We start from the raw sequence: 12,155 nt of genomic DNA, 5'->3' as shown, positions 1-12,155 counted from the left end.
CGCCATGCAACGGGGTAAGGATTTGGAATGCGGATACTGCTTTTGGAAGATGACCGGCAACTCGGGCCGTGGGTGGCGGGCGGCCTGCGCGAAGAAGGCCACGTGGTCGATCATTTCACCGATGGCAAGGAAGCGCTTCTTGCTTCCATGGGTCAGGACTATGACGTTTTGATCCTCGACCGGATGGTGTCCGGTCTCGACGGTCTTTCCGTGTTGAAATCATTGCGCGCCTCCGAAGACACCACCCCGGTGCTGTTCCTGACCGCCCTTGGGGAAGTGGACGCACGGGTGGAGGGTTTTGACGCGGGCGGCGACGATTATCTCACCAAACCCTTTGCTTTTGCCGAGCTTTCGGCCCGCGTGAATGCTCTTGGCCGCCGACGGGACAGTAGCGGAACCAGCACAGCCGAGCCCACCACACTGCGCTATGGAGATCTCAGTCTGGACCTTTTGGCCCGCCGCTGCGAACGCCAGGGACAGGCGATCGACCTGATGGCCAAGGAATTCAAACTGCTAGAGTATTTCATGAGGCGCCCTGGCCGCCTCGTGACCCGCACCATGCTTTTGGAACAGGTCTGGGACATGAGCTTTGATCCGACGACTTCGGTCGTGGAAACCCATATCAGCCGGCTGCGCTCCAAGATCGACAAACCGTTTGATGATGAACTGATCCGCACCAGACGGGGCGAGGGTTATGTCTTCGGTAAGTAAGGTACTCGACACAGTTAGAGCCACGCTGACTCGCCGCGTCCGATGGCTGCTCCGCTCCTCCACCTTGCGGCTATCGTTGCTGTTAACTGCCATTTTTGCCGTCGGCATGGCGGTTGCCATTCTTTTGGCACTGACCTTTGGCCGGGAAGCTGTTCTCAACCGGGTCGACACGGCCCTTGAAGGTTTGGCCGCGACGGTCGAAGCCGACGACACCGAAACAGATACATTCTCCGTCATAATCCGCCCGCTTTCTGAAATCGGCGACTTGCCGAAGGAATTTGAGAAGGTCGTGCGCACAGGTGGCGGCACTGTCAGTCTCAAACGAGACTTCCGGCGCGCGGAAGATTGGCGGATCCTGATTTCACGGGACAAGGAAGGGGAACCGGTACTGATCGCCGTGCCGCTTGATGCCAGCGAAGACGCTCTGGAACTTCTGGGCAACGCACTATGGAGCACAGCCGGGGTGGTGCTCGTCCTGGTGCTCGTCATCGGGCTCGGGGCCGGTTTTCTAGTTCAGCGGCGCCTTGCCCGGATCACCGGGGTGCTGGATCGGTTGGCGACGGGAGACCTTGAAGCGCGCATCGGTGTTGCCAGCTCCACTGATGATCTCGATGATCTTGCCGGGCAAATCGATCGAACCGCTCAAGAGTTGGAGCGCCTTGTCGCCCAGACCCGCAATCTCAGCGCCAGTATCGCGCATGACCTGCGCACGCCCCTCGCCCGCCTTCGTGCCCAACTTGAAAGCCTGCCAGACGGCGAAGAGCGCGGCGCAGCGCTGGAAGAAGCAGAACGACTTTCCGGCATCTTCGACACCATCATGCGAGTTGCCCGGATCGAGGCGGCCCATGGAACGGAAGGCTTCGAACAGGTGGATCTGAACGCCCTCATTGACGAAGTCGCGGAGATTTATGGCCCGGTCGTTGAGGACTCGGGCAAGGCGCTTGTCCTTTCGGCAAAATCCGGTGAAAGCGTTCTGGCAGACAGGAGCATGTTGATCCAGGCGCTTGCAAACCTCATTCAGAACGCCTTGGTCCATGGTGGTCCGGACATCACCTTGTTCGCGCGTGGTTCGGAAATCGGCGTATCGGACAATGGACCTGGCGTTGACCCCGATCTCTTTGACGAGATCATCAAGCCCATGGTGCGTCTGGACGCTGCCAGGGAAAGCGAGGGCACAGGCCTTGGCCTTGCGCTGGTGCGGGCCGTCGTCGACCGGCACACCGCGAAACTCGAACTTTCTTCAGTCCAGCCGTCCGGTCTGCGCGTCTCGCTCAACTTTACAAAAATGTAAAGCCCGGCGGAGCGGAACGTAAAACCGGGTCTCCATATCCAGTTTATCGAAACGACAGGACAAACTGGAGATACTGGAAATGAAATCCATTCTTGAAAAAACCACTGCCACCTTTGCCGGCGCCATCGTCGTCCTGGTTGGCTGTGTGATGGCCGGCCTTGGCTTTACGGTAATCGCCTTCTTGGCAATGTTCGCGTTGGCCGCCTATGGACTGGCGTTGATCGCAGCGCCCTTCCTGGCCATGGCACAAAAACAGGCTGAACAATCCGAGCCGCAGGACATCGATATGCCATCAGATGCTCAAACGGCGGCGTAAGGGGAGCGGGGGCAAGCCAATTGACGTATCCTAAAGGGCGAAGGTATCCTCGCGCTCTTTGTGTTTTGAGAGCGCCGAAACCAAAAACCCCGGCCAAAGTGACCGGGGTTTTCGTTAAAGACCAAAGGCCGATCAGGTGACCGGAGCGCGCCAGTCGTCAGAAGCGGATGTGCCGGCCTTCTCGTGGGTCCACTCCGCCTTGCGGTAAGTGAAGGACCACTGCTCCTGATCGCCGCGGGATGCGTTCGCATCATCGAAGACGTCCGGCAATATGGTTTTGCCTTCAACCAAAACCGCATCGGTGTACTTGATCGTGTAGTAGTGCTCCTGGACGCCAGAAGTAGACGTACGCCAGAAGTTGATAGTGATCTCCAATGATTCACCGGTGGCCAATGCCTGCCACATCAACGGAGACGCCTTGTCCAGCGGCTTGATGATGGTTGTCGGCTGGTGGCGGCGGGTGCCGATTGCGGTACCGGAGTTCGGGTCACGCGGAACAATTGCGTTGCTCTCGAACTTGTAGACCAGGGATTCACCCTCATGGCCTTCCTGCCAATTGTTGCCGATAGAATCTGCCGTTGTAGCATCGGAGGTGATTTCACCTTGGGTGGACCCGCTGATGGTCATGTATGCAACGTTTGCCATTTTTCCGTCTCCTGCTCTTAAAGCGGTTGGTCTGTAACTTTCGAAGTCTGGGGCGCCGTTTGATTTCTGTTCGGTGCCGATGCCAACAACTTAGCAACGGGTGTGCCAGTTTCGGGAATTTTCCTTATCTCACTGTTTTATATGGTGATTACCGATTCCTGCCGGGGTTAACGATTTTGCCAACTGTGCAGATTTCTGCACACTCTCCCGAAGGGCGCGCAGGAACGTGCACACAGGCCGTGTGATGAGAATCACAAAATGCCCAGGAACCGGCCGCCGCTCTTGATCTGGCACGTCTATTTGAGAGCCATTTGCAGTTCGGGAAGCCTCTAACACCGGATGCAGTGTGCGAAAACTGCGCAGCCGGAGAGCAAATCGCTGATATTTCTATTAGATCCAAAAGCACGCTTCAGACCGAACAAAAACCGCCCCGAATTCCTCCGGAGCGGTTTTCTTATTTTCGGTTCCCGAAGCAAACGCTTCGACAGCGTCAGACGCGGCGTTCGACCATCATCTTCTTGATTTCGGCGATGGCTTTCGCCGGGTTCAGACCTTTCGGGCAAGCTTGGGAGCAGTTCATGATGGTGTGGCACCGGTAGAGGCGGAACGGGTCTTCGAGGTTATCGAGACGCTCGCCGGTTGCTTCATCCCGGCTGTCGATCAGCCAGCGGTAAGCCTGCAACAAGATAGCCGGGCCGAGGTAGCGGTCGCCGTTCCACCAGTAGCTCGGGCAGGAGGTGGAGCAGCAGGCGCAGAGAATGCACTCGTAAAGGCCGTCCAGCTTCTGACGGTCCTCATGGGACTGGCGCCATTCCTTTTCCGGAGCCGGGGTCACCGTTTTCAGCCACGGTTCAATGGAGCGGTGCTGGGCATAAAACCGGGTCATGTCCGGAACCAGATCCTTGACCACCGGCATGTGCGGCAGCGGATAGATCTTCACCACGTCGCCGGCGATCTCTTCCATGCCCTTGGTACAGGCCAAGGTGTTGGTGCCGTCGATGTTCATCGCGCAGGAGCCACAAATTCCTTCGCGGCAGGACCGGCGGAACGTCAGGGTCGGGTCGATCTTGTTCTTGATGTAGATGAGACCATCCAGCACCATCGGACCGCAGTCGTCACGGTCGACGAAGTAAGTGTCCACGCGCGGGTTTTTGCCCTCATCCGGGTTCCAGCGGTAGATCCGGTATTCGGTCAGGTTGGTTGCCCCTTCCGGCTTGTCCCAAACCTTGCCGTCCGTCACTTGTGAGTTCCGGGGTAGCGTCAGCTGAACCATCTTTTCAATGCTCCGCGTTGGGCCCTTGTTCGCGCCAGATAAGGCTGTCGGGCCAATTTCTTGAATTCACCGCTCAGGCGGCCAACTCAAAGATCATGTTGTCGTTCGTTCGGCCGGTGACCTTGTAGGACCGGTTTGCCAGTTCCGTCAGGCAATCCTCGGACCAATAGGGCCGGCAATTGATTTCAAGCAGGATCACGCGCGGCCAAAGGCTCTTTTCCGCGTGACGCAGGAAGGGAAGAAGAACCCGGTCTTCAAAGCCTTCCACATCGATTTTCAAGACGTCTATTTTCTTCACGCCCGCTTCATCAACGATCGTTGTCAGCGGCCGCATCTTCACGGTCGAAGGTGCCCAGTCTCCACCCCATTCACCATTGGTGACCCGCTTGTCGAGCGTGCCAAAACCACGATTGGAGGTTTCCGAATAAAGCTCAAGAACATCTTCGCGCGGACCGGCGGCGGTCGGGACAATGGTCACGTTCTGGAGCCCGTTGGCGTCAATGTTACACTGCAGCTTGTCGACCGAATGGGCGTTGGGCTCCAGCGCAATCACACGGGCTCCATGATGGGCGGCAAAGACCGTATAGACGCCGATATTGGCGCCGACATCGACAAACACCGCATCGTCGGACAAGAACGGTTTGATGAGCTTGTGTTCCTCCACCTCAGGCAACCGGCCTTTGATCAGAACCTTGCGGTCATCGTAATTGTCGGAGGGGTACACCCGGAATTTCAGGCCGTCTGCCTCAAGGTCGTAAGGACCTGTGAAGATCTTGCCCAGAAACAGGCGCACATACCTGCGCAAGCCTTTCGGTAGCTTGGCCTGACTTGCCAGCCGCCATGCTGTTCGGACCAGCCCAATTGGCGGATAAGTGCCGAACGGGCTTCTGGTGTCGAGCACCATTGCGTCCCTCTTCATTCGGCGAGCTCCTTAATTCCGGGTGCCGGAGCCTGATCGCTTTCGTGCGTCACTTCTGTCAATTCCAGCATGATGTTGGCGCCGGTCGTTCCGATTTCCCGGTACCCGATCACCGCCATTTCTGCGAGACAATCCTCTTTCCATTCCGGCTGGTGATCGACTTCGATCATCACCACGCGCGGCCAGCTGTGCCGTGGCTGCGTCCGGAAATAAGGCAGGATCGCCTGATCTTCATAACCTTCGACATCCAATTTCAGGACGTCCACCTTGTCCACACCGGCCTCCTGAAGGATTACCGCCAGCGGGCTGACCCGGATTGATGTGGTCGTCCATTCAGACTTTTTCAGCGATGGCGCAAGGCCTTCTGACAATGTCGACAGGTTCAAATTGGATGGGCAAATCACAAGATCGAACGTGCCTTCTTCAGGACCCGCGGCAACTGACATGACCGAGACATTGTCGAGCTTGTTCAGTTCAACATTGTAAGCCAGCTTTGCTGCAATATCCGGATTGGCTTCCACCGCAATTACCCGGCCGCAGAGTTCTGCTGCGGAGAGCGTATGGGTTCCGATGTTTGCACCCAAATCGACAAAAACAGCGTCCTTGTTGAAGTGTTGTGCCAGCATCTTGCGCTCGGCCTTTTCCGACAGCCGGTCCTTGGCAACGATCTTCCAGTCGTCCCGGTTTACACCCGGGTAGATCCGGAAGGTGAGGCCTTCAGCGCTTGTGTCGTAGGGACCAGGAAACCGGTCGGCAACAAAATGGCGGATCTTGTAGCGCAGCCAGTCGGGCAGCCGATGGGCATCGGCTGCTCGCCAAGCAGCTTTGGCGAGCCACCCGGCACGGTATGTGCCGAATGGACTGCTTGTATCCAGGATTGCCGCCATTGGAGCCAACTTCGTTCCGATCAGTAGACGCGTGCTTTCGGCGCGATCTTCTTCGGATCGATGCCGCCGTTCTGGAACGGGGTCAGCGGCTCAGTGACAACCGGACGGTAGTCCAGCTTGACGTCGCCCGCTTCATTCACCCAAGCCAATGTATGCTTGCGCCAGTCCGCGTCGTTCCGGCCGGCAAAGTCACCGTCCTTGTAGTCTTCACGGGCATGCGCACCGCGGGACTCTTTCCGGGCCTCAGCGCCGTAAACGGTGGTGATCGCGTTCGCCATCAGGTTCTCCAGCTCCAGTGTTTCCACCAGATCGGAGTTCCAGATCATGGAGCGGTCAGAAACCTTCAGATCGCTCATGCCCTTCCAGATGTCATCGAGCCGCTTGCAGCCCTGAGCCAACGTTTCCTGGGTCCGGAAAACCGCTGCATCTTCCTGCATGGCACGTTGCATCTGGTCGCGTAGCTCGGCTGTCGGTGTGGAACCACTGGCGTTCCGGAGCTTGTCGAAACGATCCATTATCCGCTCACAAGACGCTTCATTCGGCGATGGAACGGCTTCCTTCGGATCAACAACCTCACCGGCTTTGATCGCGGCAGCGCGGCCAAAGACCACCAAGTCGATGAGCGAGTTGGAGCCAAGGCGGTTGGCGCCATGAACAGACGCACAGCCGGCTTCGCCGACAGCCATCAGGCCCGGCTGGATCCGGTCCGGATGATCGGAGTTGGCGTTGAGCACTTCGCCCCAATAGTTGGTCGGAATGCCGCCCATGTTGTAGTGCACCGTCGGGATAACCGGGATCGGCTCCTTGGTGACATCAACACCGGCAAAGATCTTCGCACTTTCCGAAATACCCGGGAGACGCTCGGCGAGAATCGCCGGATCCAGGTGATCCAGATGCAGGAAGATGTGATCCTTGTTCTTGCCGACGCCGCGGCCTTCGCGGATCTCCATGGTCATGCAGCGGGACACAACATCGCGCGATGCCAGATCTTTCGCGGACGGTGCATAGCGCTCCATGAAGCGCTCACCTTCGGAGTTGACCAGATAGCCGCCTTCACCGCGGGCCCCTTCCGTGATCAGACAGCCGGATCCATAGATCCCGGTTGGGTGGAACTGCACGAATTCCATATCCTGAAGCGGCAGGCCTGCCCGGGCCACCATGCCGCCGCCGTCACCGGTACAGGTGTGTGCGGAGGTGGCAGAGAAATAGGATCGGCCATATCCCCCGGTCGCCAGCACAACCATCTTCGCCGCAAATCGGTGGATGGTGCCGTCGTCAAGGTTCCACGCAATCACGCCCTGACACACGCCGTCCTCGGACATGATCAGGTCAAGTGCGAAATATTCAATGTAGAATTCCGCGTTATGGCGTAGAGACTGGCCATAGAGCGTGTGCAGGATCGCGTGACCGGTCCGGTCAGCGGCCGCGCAGGTGCGCTGTACTGGAGGACCTTCGCCGTAGTTCTGCATGTGACCGCCAAACGGGCGTTGATAAATACGGCCGTCTTCGGTCCGGGAGAATGGAACGCCGTAATGCTCCAGCTCGTAAACTGCCTTCGGCGCTTCGCGGGCCAGATATTCCATGGCGTCGGTGTCACCGAGCCAGTCGGAGCCCTTGACTGTGTCGTACATGTGCCATTCCCAGCAGTCCGGCGTCATGTTTGTCAAAGAAGCGGCGATGCCGCCCTGGGCAGCCACGGTGTGCGAGCGAGTCGGAAACACCTTGGTGATACAGGCGGTGCGCAGTCCTTGCTCGGCCATGCCAAGCGTTGCGCGCAAGCCAGCACCACCGGCGCCGACAACAACCACGTCATATGTGTGGTCGACAAATTCGTAGGTCTTGGCCATACGGGTTAACCTCCAAAGCCAATCTTAAGCACTGCAAAGATGCAGCCGAAACCGATGAAGACACAGAAGAACGTGTTGGCCATTACTGTCAGGAACTTCAGGGCTTCGCCGTGAATGTAGTCCTCAATGATGACCTGCATCCCGAGCTTCATGTGATAGACGCCGGACAGGATCACCAGCAGGAGAATGATGGAGACCAGCGGGTTCCGCAGGGTCTCGACCACATCGCCGTGCGAAGAACCTTGCATTGAGATTACCAGGATCACGAAGAAGGAGATCAGGAAAACGTTCGCAACTGCTGTCAGGCGTTGTTTCCAGAAATGGTCAGTACCGTCCTTGGCAGAACCGAGGCCGAGAACTTTGCCGAGGGGTGTGCGCATATCGCTCATGACGGTCTCCTTAGCGAACTGCATAGCCGATGATCCAAAGGATCAGCGTCAGGGAAACGGAACCGATGATCGTCGCCTTGGCAAGCCACTCGCGTGCGCCTTTTTCAAACCCGGCACCCATATCCCAGATGAAGTGGCGGATGCCACCAAGCATGTGGTGGACCAGGGCCCAGGTGAAACCGAACAGGATCAGCCGGCCGAAAATCGAACCGTAGATCGCGTTGACGAAATCAAAATAGGCCGGTCCCGCAGCAGCTGCGATCAGCCACCAGGCCAGAAGGATGGTGCCGAAATACAGCGCCGCTCCGGTGATGCGGTGCAAGATCGACATAACCATCGTCAGAATGGGTTTATAAATCTGAAGATGGGGCGACAGCGGGCGATTGCCCCGCAAATCGGCGTTCGACATGGATTTCCTCTCCCGTGCGACGCATTCTTACGTTTACGCAAACGTAAGCATTTCAAGGCGTTGTCTAGAGGGGTTCTAACGCCAACGCCGCCGTACGTCAAAATATCCTATAGGTCTATATCGCGAAAAACGACCTGTGAATCGGTAAAATGGGTTAGGTGACTGTCAGAAAACCAGATATTGCGCCGGTTTGCCGCGCATTGGCACCGTTTGAGACGTAGACAGCGCAGTATTTTTTCAGTCAGAGCAAGAAACGACTCACTGCAAGGGGCGCATTCCGTTTGCGTCACTTGCGTATTTTTTGATCAGGCTTGCGGCATCCCGAATACGGACCATCCGGTCTCGTGAGCAATTCGTTCCATCGCCTCAGTCCCGAGCTTGGAGTTGCCGTATTTGTTTAGTCCCGGCGACCACACCGCAATCGACGCCCGCCCCGGAGCAATCACCAGGATCCCGCCACCGACGCCGCTCTTGCCCGGCAGTCCGACACGGAACGCAAAGTCACCCGATCCGTCATAGTGACCGCAGGTCATCATCAAGGCGTTGATGCGCCGCCGCCGTTCGCTGGACACAAGCTTTGGCATATCCGGGCCTTCGAGAAGAAACCGGCCGGCAAGCGCGAGCTGCGCACATGTCATTTCGACAGCGCATTGGTGGCAATAGGTGCCCAAGACCTTGTCGACCGATGCGCGAAGATTGCCGAAAGACGCCAGATAATGCGCGAGCGAAAAGTTTCGATGCCCGGTGGCAAGTTCTGAGCTTGCGACACTCTCATTGATATGAATGCTGTCGTCATCCGTTGCTGCACGGATGAACCGCACCAGCTCGCCGAGAGCCTCTCGCGGTGACGAGCCGGCAAGATAAGTATCGGTCGCAACCAGCGCACCGGCATTGATAAACGGATTGCGCGGGATGCCCTCCTCTTTCTCCAAGAGCAGAATTGAGTTGAAGGAGAGACCTGACGGCTCTCGCCCGACCCGGTGCCAGAGCTGATCGCCCACCCGGCCAAGAGCAAGGGCCAGGGCGAAAACCTTGGACACCGACTGGATGGAAAACGGGACATGCGCGTCGCCGGCGGAAAAGACATCTCCATTCGCTAACGCAATCGAAATCCCGAACTGGTTGGGATCGATCTTGGCTAGCTCGGGAATGTAGGTCGCAACCTGTCCCTTGTCTTCCGACTTGAGCGCCGCGTCCGCGATGGTGGTCAGCAGGTCTTGCATGTTGCCCTCGTTTTGAGGGCAGACTAGGTCAGATCGCGGACTTGGATGCAAGCCGCTTGTAAAGATGCATCATGAACAGGGTGGCGAAGATCGGTGTCACCAGGTTCAGGATCGGAACAGCCAGCAGCCCGGCAATGACCAACCCGCCCAAAAAGACCGTGCCCCCGCGCGCTTTTCTGAACGCCCGCGCCTCCGCCGGTGGCATGAAGCGCATGGCTGCGAACTCGAAAAACTCACGGCCGAGCAGATACCCATTCACCAGGAAAAACGCCACGAGATTAACCCCCGGCACCAAAAGCAACACGAGCGCGAAGAGGTTGCCAAGGATCACAACACCAGTGAACTTGATCGTCTGAGGGATTGACTTGGAAAGCGGCAGAGCCTCGCCGGGTCGGTCTCCGGGATAATCTCGTGCCTCCACGATATCCGCGATCTCGTCCTGAAACAGACCGGCAAACAGCGCGGAAATCGGGGCAATCAGAAATCCAAGCGCGAAAATAGCCCCGATGCCAGTCAGAACGGACAGAGCCGTTTCCAGCCACGGATAGGGCAACGCAACGAACCCCGCGACCAACCCTTGCAACACAATCCAAATGACCACGAGAACGGCCAGCGTAAAGCCAAGCATTTTCCAGAAGACAGCGCGAAACGGGCGCTCGAACACCTGGGACATGGCACGGCTGGCGGACTGGAACATTCTTGCCTTCAAGGGTTTGTGATCGACTGCCACGACATAAGTGCCGGTCTGACCCTGCGCAAGTGGCCACAGAAAAGGATCACTTAGCCTCAAAAACGGATCGGGGAAGAATGAGATCCGTCTGCTGCTCTGTCTTACCGGTAGCGCGATTGAAGTCCATACTGGTTCCAACCGGCGTAAACCCCTTCTTCTTCAGCAGAACGTCCGAGGCGATGTTGCCGTCATAAAAAGATGCTCGAATCTCTTCGGCGCCGGTCAGCTGAAACAGCTCCTTAAGGGCCGCATCCAGCGCTTCGCCCATGAACCCCTTGCCGTGAAATCTCGATGCCAGAAAGAAGCCGATGATCGGCGATTTTTCGCCATCCGCCCAGTTCGCCAGAATGAGGCCAATGGCTTTTTGTTTTTTGTCTGATTTTTTCGCAAGGATGAAACAGCGTTCGTGCGGCGGAAAGGTCAGAAACCGCTGAAACCGCTCAAGGGCAAATCCGGTCGGGCAAGGATGAGGGACGTTGATCCAGCGGGCGACGTCAAAATCGTTGTATATCGGATCGATGTCGAACGCGTCCTCAAGCTTCGGCGCCCTCAGACACAGCCTGCGGGTCATGATTGGCGCCGGTGCTTGCAACGCTGCGTTCGGGAACATGAGTAACAATCCTTGAGCAACAAGCGGGGATACTTGCGTTCGTGTCATCATTCCTCAGGTCACATATGGTGATCAAGGTTGCTTTCGTTCCTCCTCCATAAAATGTATCCTAAGGTGCACTTTCTTATATAACCCTCATAGATTGCATTTTACCTATGATCAACGCACACGATCCAACTGCAACACCTGTCGCGACAGATCTGGATCCGGCAACCATTTTCGAAACCGACTGGCAGATTTACCGGACGCTGGTCGACAATAATCTGCTCTTTCATAAGGAAGTTTCAGAGACCCTGGTTCAAGAAATGACGACGCGGTTTTCCGGCGCCATCCGGTTTCTGGATCTTGCCTGCGGAGATGCGGATGTCATGTCCCGTGCTCTTCGAAAAACCGCCGTCAAAGACTATCTCGGCGTTGACTTGTCACCGCAAGCTCTTGAGATCGCCAGGAAGAACATGAATGACGCGCCCTTTGACGCACGACTGGAGCAAATTGATATACTCACTACGCTCTGTGAAAACCCGGGCACATATGACGTGATCTGGTGCGGGCTGTGCTTGCATCATTTCCAGAGCATTGAAGAAAAGACGCAAGTTTTCTCAGCCATCCATTCTGCGCTGAGCTCCAACGGCGTGTTCTTCTCCTTCGAACCTGTCTTGCCGGAGGGCATATCCCTCGAAATCTTCAACCGGCAAAACAGACAGCAATTCCGGAAAGACTGGTCGCCGCCACTCACTGAGGAACAGTTTGAACGCCTGATGACCCATATCGAGACTTGTGATTTTCCGGAGACCGCACACGGCTGGCTCACTGCCGGGCGCGCAGCAGGTTTTTCATCTGCGGAGGAATTGCTCGCGATCCCGAATGGCGGCTATTGCCGGTTGTTTCGATTTGAGCAGTAGCCT

14 protein-coding genes are annotated in these 12,155 nt (G+C 57.0%); 4 read left to right on the top strand and 10 right to left on the bottom strand.

Features of this window, described 5'->3' with window-relative positions; all coding sequences use genetic code 11:
• The first annotated feature begins 27 nt into the window (after positions 1 to 27).
• The 3 genes from ACVDG4_RS17630 to ACVDG4_RS17620 all read left to right on the top strand — a co-directional run bounded on the left by ACVDG4_RS17630 (position 28) and on the right by ACVDG4_RS17620 (position 2,318).
• Entirely contained in the window at positions 28 to 711 is a 684-nt protein-coding gene (locus tag ACVDG4_RS17630; protein WP_447236075.1) for a winged helix-turn-helix domain-containing protein, read from the top strand.
• Positions 695 to 2,002, top strand: a complete 1,308-nt coding sequence (locus ACVDG4_RS17625; protein ID WP_447236074.1) for a sensor histidine kinase — start codon at positions 695 to 697, stop codon at positions 2,000 to 2,002. Before ACVDG4_RS17630 ends, ACVDG4_RS17625 begins: the two co-directional genes overlap by 17 nt.
• Positions 2,003 to 2,081: 79 nt before the next feature.
• Entirely contained in the window at positions 2,082 to 2,318 is a 237-nt protein-coding gene (locus ACVDG4_RS17620; RefSeq protein WP_209172121.1) for a hypothetical protein, read from the top strand.
• Positions 2,319 to 2,450: 132 nt separating this feature from the next.
• On the opposite strand, the gene ACVDG4_RS17615 is transcribed toward ACVDG4_RS17620, so the two are convergent.
• The 10 genes from ACVDG4_RS17615 to ACVDG4_RS17570 form a co-directional block, all read right to left on the bottom strand.
• Positions 2,451 to 2,963: an Hcp family type VI secretion system effector gene (locus ACVDG4_RS17615; protein WP_008193018.1), complete on the bottom strand. Its 513-nt coding sequence runs from the start codon at positions 2,961 to 2,963 to the stop codon at positions 2,451 to 2,453.
• A 490-nt stretch (positions 2,964 to 3,453) separates the two neighbouring features.
• Positions 3,454 to 4,236, bottom strand: a complete 783-nt coding sequence (locus ACVDG4_RS17610) for a succinate dehydrogenase iron-sulfur subunit (RefSeq protein WP_133949223.1) — start codon at positions 4,234 to 4,236, stop codon at positions 3,454 to 3,456.
• Between the two features lie 73 nt (positions 4,237 to 4,309).
• Complete coding sequence (locus ACVDG4_RS17605; RefSeq protein WP_447236073.1) at positions 4,310 to 5,155, bottom strand: FkbM family methyltransferase; 846 nt, start codon at positions 5,153 to 5,155, stop codon at positions 4,310 to 4,312.
• A complete protein-coding gene (locus ACVDG4_RS17600; RefSeq protein ID WP_447236072.1) occupies positions 5,152 to 6,042 on the bottom strand; it encodes an FkbM family methyltransferase in 891 nt (296 codons plus the stop codon). The genes ACVDG4_RS17605 and ACVDG4_RS17600 overlap by 4 nt, the downstream gene beginning before the upstream one ends.
• 20 nt (positions 6,043 to 6,062) lie before the next feature.
• Positions 6,063 to 7,889: a succinate dehydrogenase flavoprotein subunit gene (sdhA, locus tag ACVDG4_RS17595; RefSeq protein WP_209178870.1), complete on the bottom strand. Its 1,827-nt coding sequence runs from the start codon at positions 7,887 to 7,889 to the stop codon at positions 6,063 to 6,065.
• A gap of 5 nt (positions 7,890 to 7,894) precedes the next feature.
• On the bottom strand, positions 7,895 to 8,278 hold the full coding sequence (gene sdhD, locus ACVDG4_RS17590) for a succinate dehydrogenase, hydrophobic membrane anchor protein (RefSeq protein WP_447236071.1): 384 nt from the start codon (positions 8,276 to 8,278) through the stop codon (positions 7,895 to 7,897).
• 10 nt (positions 8,279 to 8,288) lie between these two features.
• Positions 8,289 to 8,687: a succinate dehydrogenase, cytochrome b556 subunit gene (sdhC, locus tag ACVDG4_RS17585; RefSeq protein ID WP_447236070.1), complete on the bottom strand. Its 399-nt coding sequence runs from the start codon at positions 8,685 to 8,687 to the stop codon at positions 8,289 to 8,291.
• A 305-nt stretch (positions 8,688 to 8,992) separates the two neighbouring features.
• Positions 8,993 to 9,910: a glutaminase gene (locus ACVDG4_RS17580; RefSeq protein WP_447236069.1), complete on the bottom strand. Its 918-nt coding sequence runs from the start codon at positions 9,908 to 9,910 to the stop codon at positions 8,993 to 8,995.
• Between the two features lie 28 nt (positions 9,911 to 9,938).
• On the bottom strand, positions 9,939 to 10,607 hold the full coding sequence (locus ACVDG4_RS17575) for a sulfate transporter family protein (RefSeq protein ID WP_447236068.1): 669 nt from the start codon (positions 10,605 to 10,607) through the stop codon (positions 9,939 to 9,941).
• Between the two features lie 79 nt (positions 10,608 to 10,686).
• Positions 10,687 to 11,250 (bottom strand): GNAT family N-acetyltransferase, encoded by a 564-nt coding sequence (locus ACVDG4_RS17570; RefSeq protein WP_306148036.1) that lies wholly within the window; start codon positions 11,248 to 11,250, stop codon positions 10,687 to 10,689.
• 155 nt (positions 11,251 to 11,405) lie between these two features.
• Between ACVDG4_RS17570 and ACVDG4_RS17565 the strand changes: the two genes are divergently transcribed.
• On the top strand, positions 11,406 to 12,152 hold the full coding sequence (locus ACVDG4_RS17565) for a class I SAM-dependent methyltransferase (protein WP_447236067.1): 747 nt from the start codon (positions 11,406 to 11,408) through the stop codon (positions 12,150 to 12,152).
• The last annotated feature ends 3 nt before the right edge of the window (positions 12,153 to 12,155 follow it).

The organism is Roseibium sp. MB-4 (genome assembly GCF_053005265.1).
The sequence above is the reverse complement of the archived record's forward strand: the minus strand, read 5'-3'. Positions and strand labels throughout refer to the sequence as shown.

What these genes read in the sequence shown, in the direction of transcription:
- ACVDG4_RS17630 (WP_447236075.1), top strand. Translation starts at nt 28, where the DNA reads ATGCGGATACTGCTTTTGGAAGATGACCGGCAACTCGGGCCGTGGGTG.
- ACVDG4_RS17625 (WP_447236074.1), top strand. Translation starts at nt 695, where the DNA reads ATGTCTTCGGTAAGTAAGGTACTCGACACAGTTAGAGCCACGCTGACT.
- ACVDG4_RS17620 (WP_209172121.1), top strand. Translation starts at nt 2,082, where the DNA reads ATGAAATCCATTCTTGAAAAAACCACTGCCACCTTTGCCGGCGCCATC.
- ACVDG4_RS17615 (WP_008193018.1), bottom strand. Translation starts at nt 2,963, where the DNA reads ATGGCAAACGTTGCATACATGACCATCAGCGGGTCCACCCAAGGTGAA.
- ACVDG4_RS17610 (WP_133949223.1), bottom strand. Translation starts at nt 4,236, where the DNA reads ATGGTTCAGCTGACGCTACCCCGGAACTCACAAGTGACGGACGGCAAG.
- ACVDG4_RS17605 (WP_447236073.1), bottom strand. Translation starts at nt 5,155, where the DNA reads ATGAAGAGGGACGCAATGGTGCTCGACACCAGAAGCCCGTTCGGCACT.
- ACVDG4_RS17600 (WP_447236072.1), bottom strand. Translation starts at nt 6,042, where the DNA reads ATGGCGGCAATCCTGGATACAAGCAGTCCATTCGGCACATACCGTGCC.
- sdhA (WP_209178870.1), bottom strand. Translation starts at nt 7,889, where the DNA reads ATGGCCAAGACCTACGAATTTGTCGACCACACATATGACGTGGTTGTT.
- sdhD (WP_447236071.1), bottom strand. Translation starts at nt 8,278, where the DNA reads ATGAGCGATATGCGCACACCCCTCGGCAAAGTTCTCGGCCTCGGTTCT.
- sdhC (WP_447236070.1), bottom strand. Translation starts at nt 8,687, where the DNA reads ATGTCGAACGCCGATTTGCGGGGCAATCGCCCGCTGTCGCCCCATCTT.
- ACVDG4_RS17580 (WP_447236069.1), bottom strand. Translation starts at nt 9,910, where the DNA reads ATGCAAGACCTGCTGACCACCATCGCGGACGCGGCGCTCAAGTCGGAA.
- ACVDG4_RS17575 (WP_447236068.1), bottom strand. Translation starts at nt 10,607, where the DNA reads ATGTTCCAGTCCGCCAGCCGTGCCATGTCCCAGGTGTTCGAGCGCCCG.
- ACVDG4_RS17570 (WP_306148036.1), bottom strand. Translation starts at nt 11,250, where the DNA reads ATGTTCCCGAACGCAGCGTTGCAAGCACCGGCGCCAATCATGACCCGC.
- ACVDG4_RS17565 (WP_447236067.1), top strand. Translation starts at nt 11,406, where the DNA reads ATGATCAACGCACACGATCCAACTGCAACACCTGTCGCGACAGATCTG.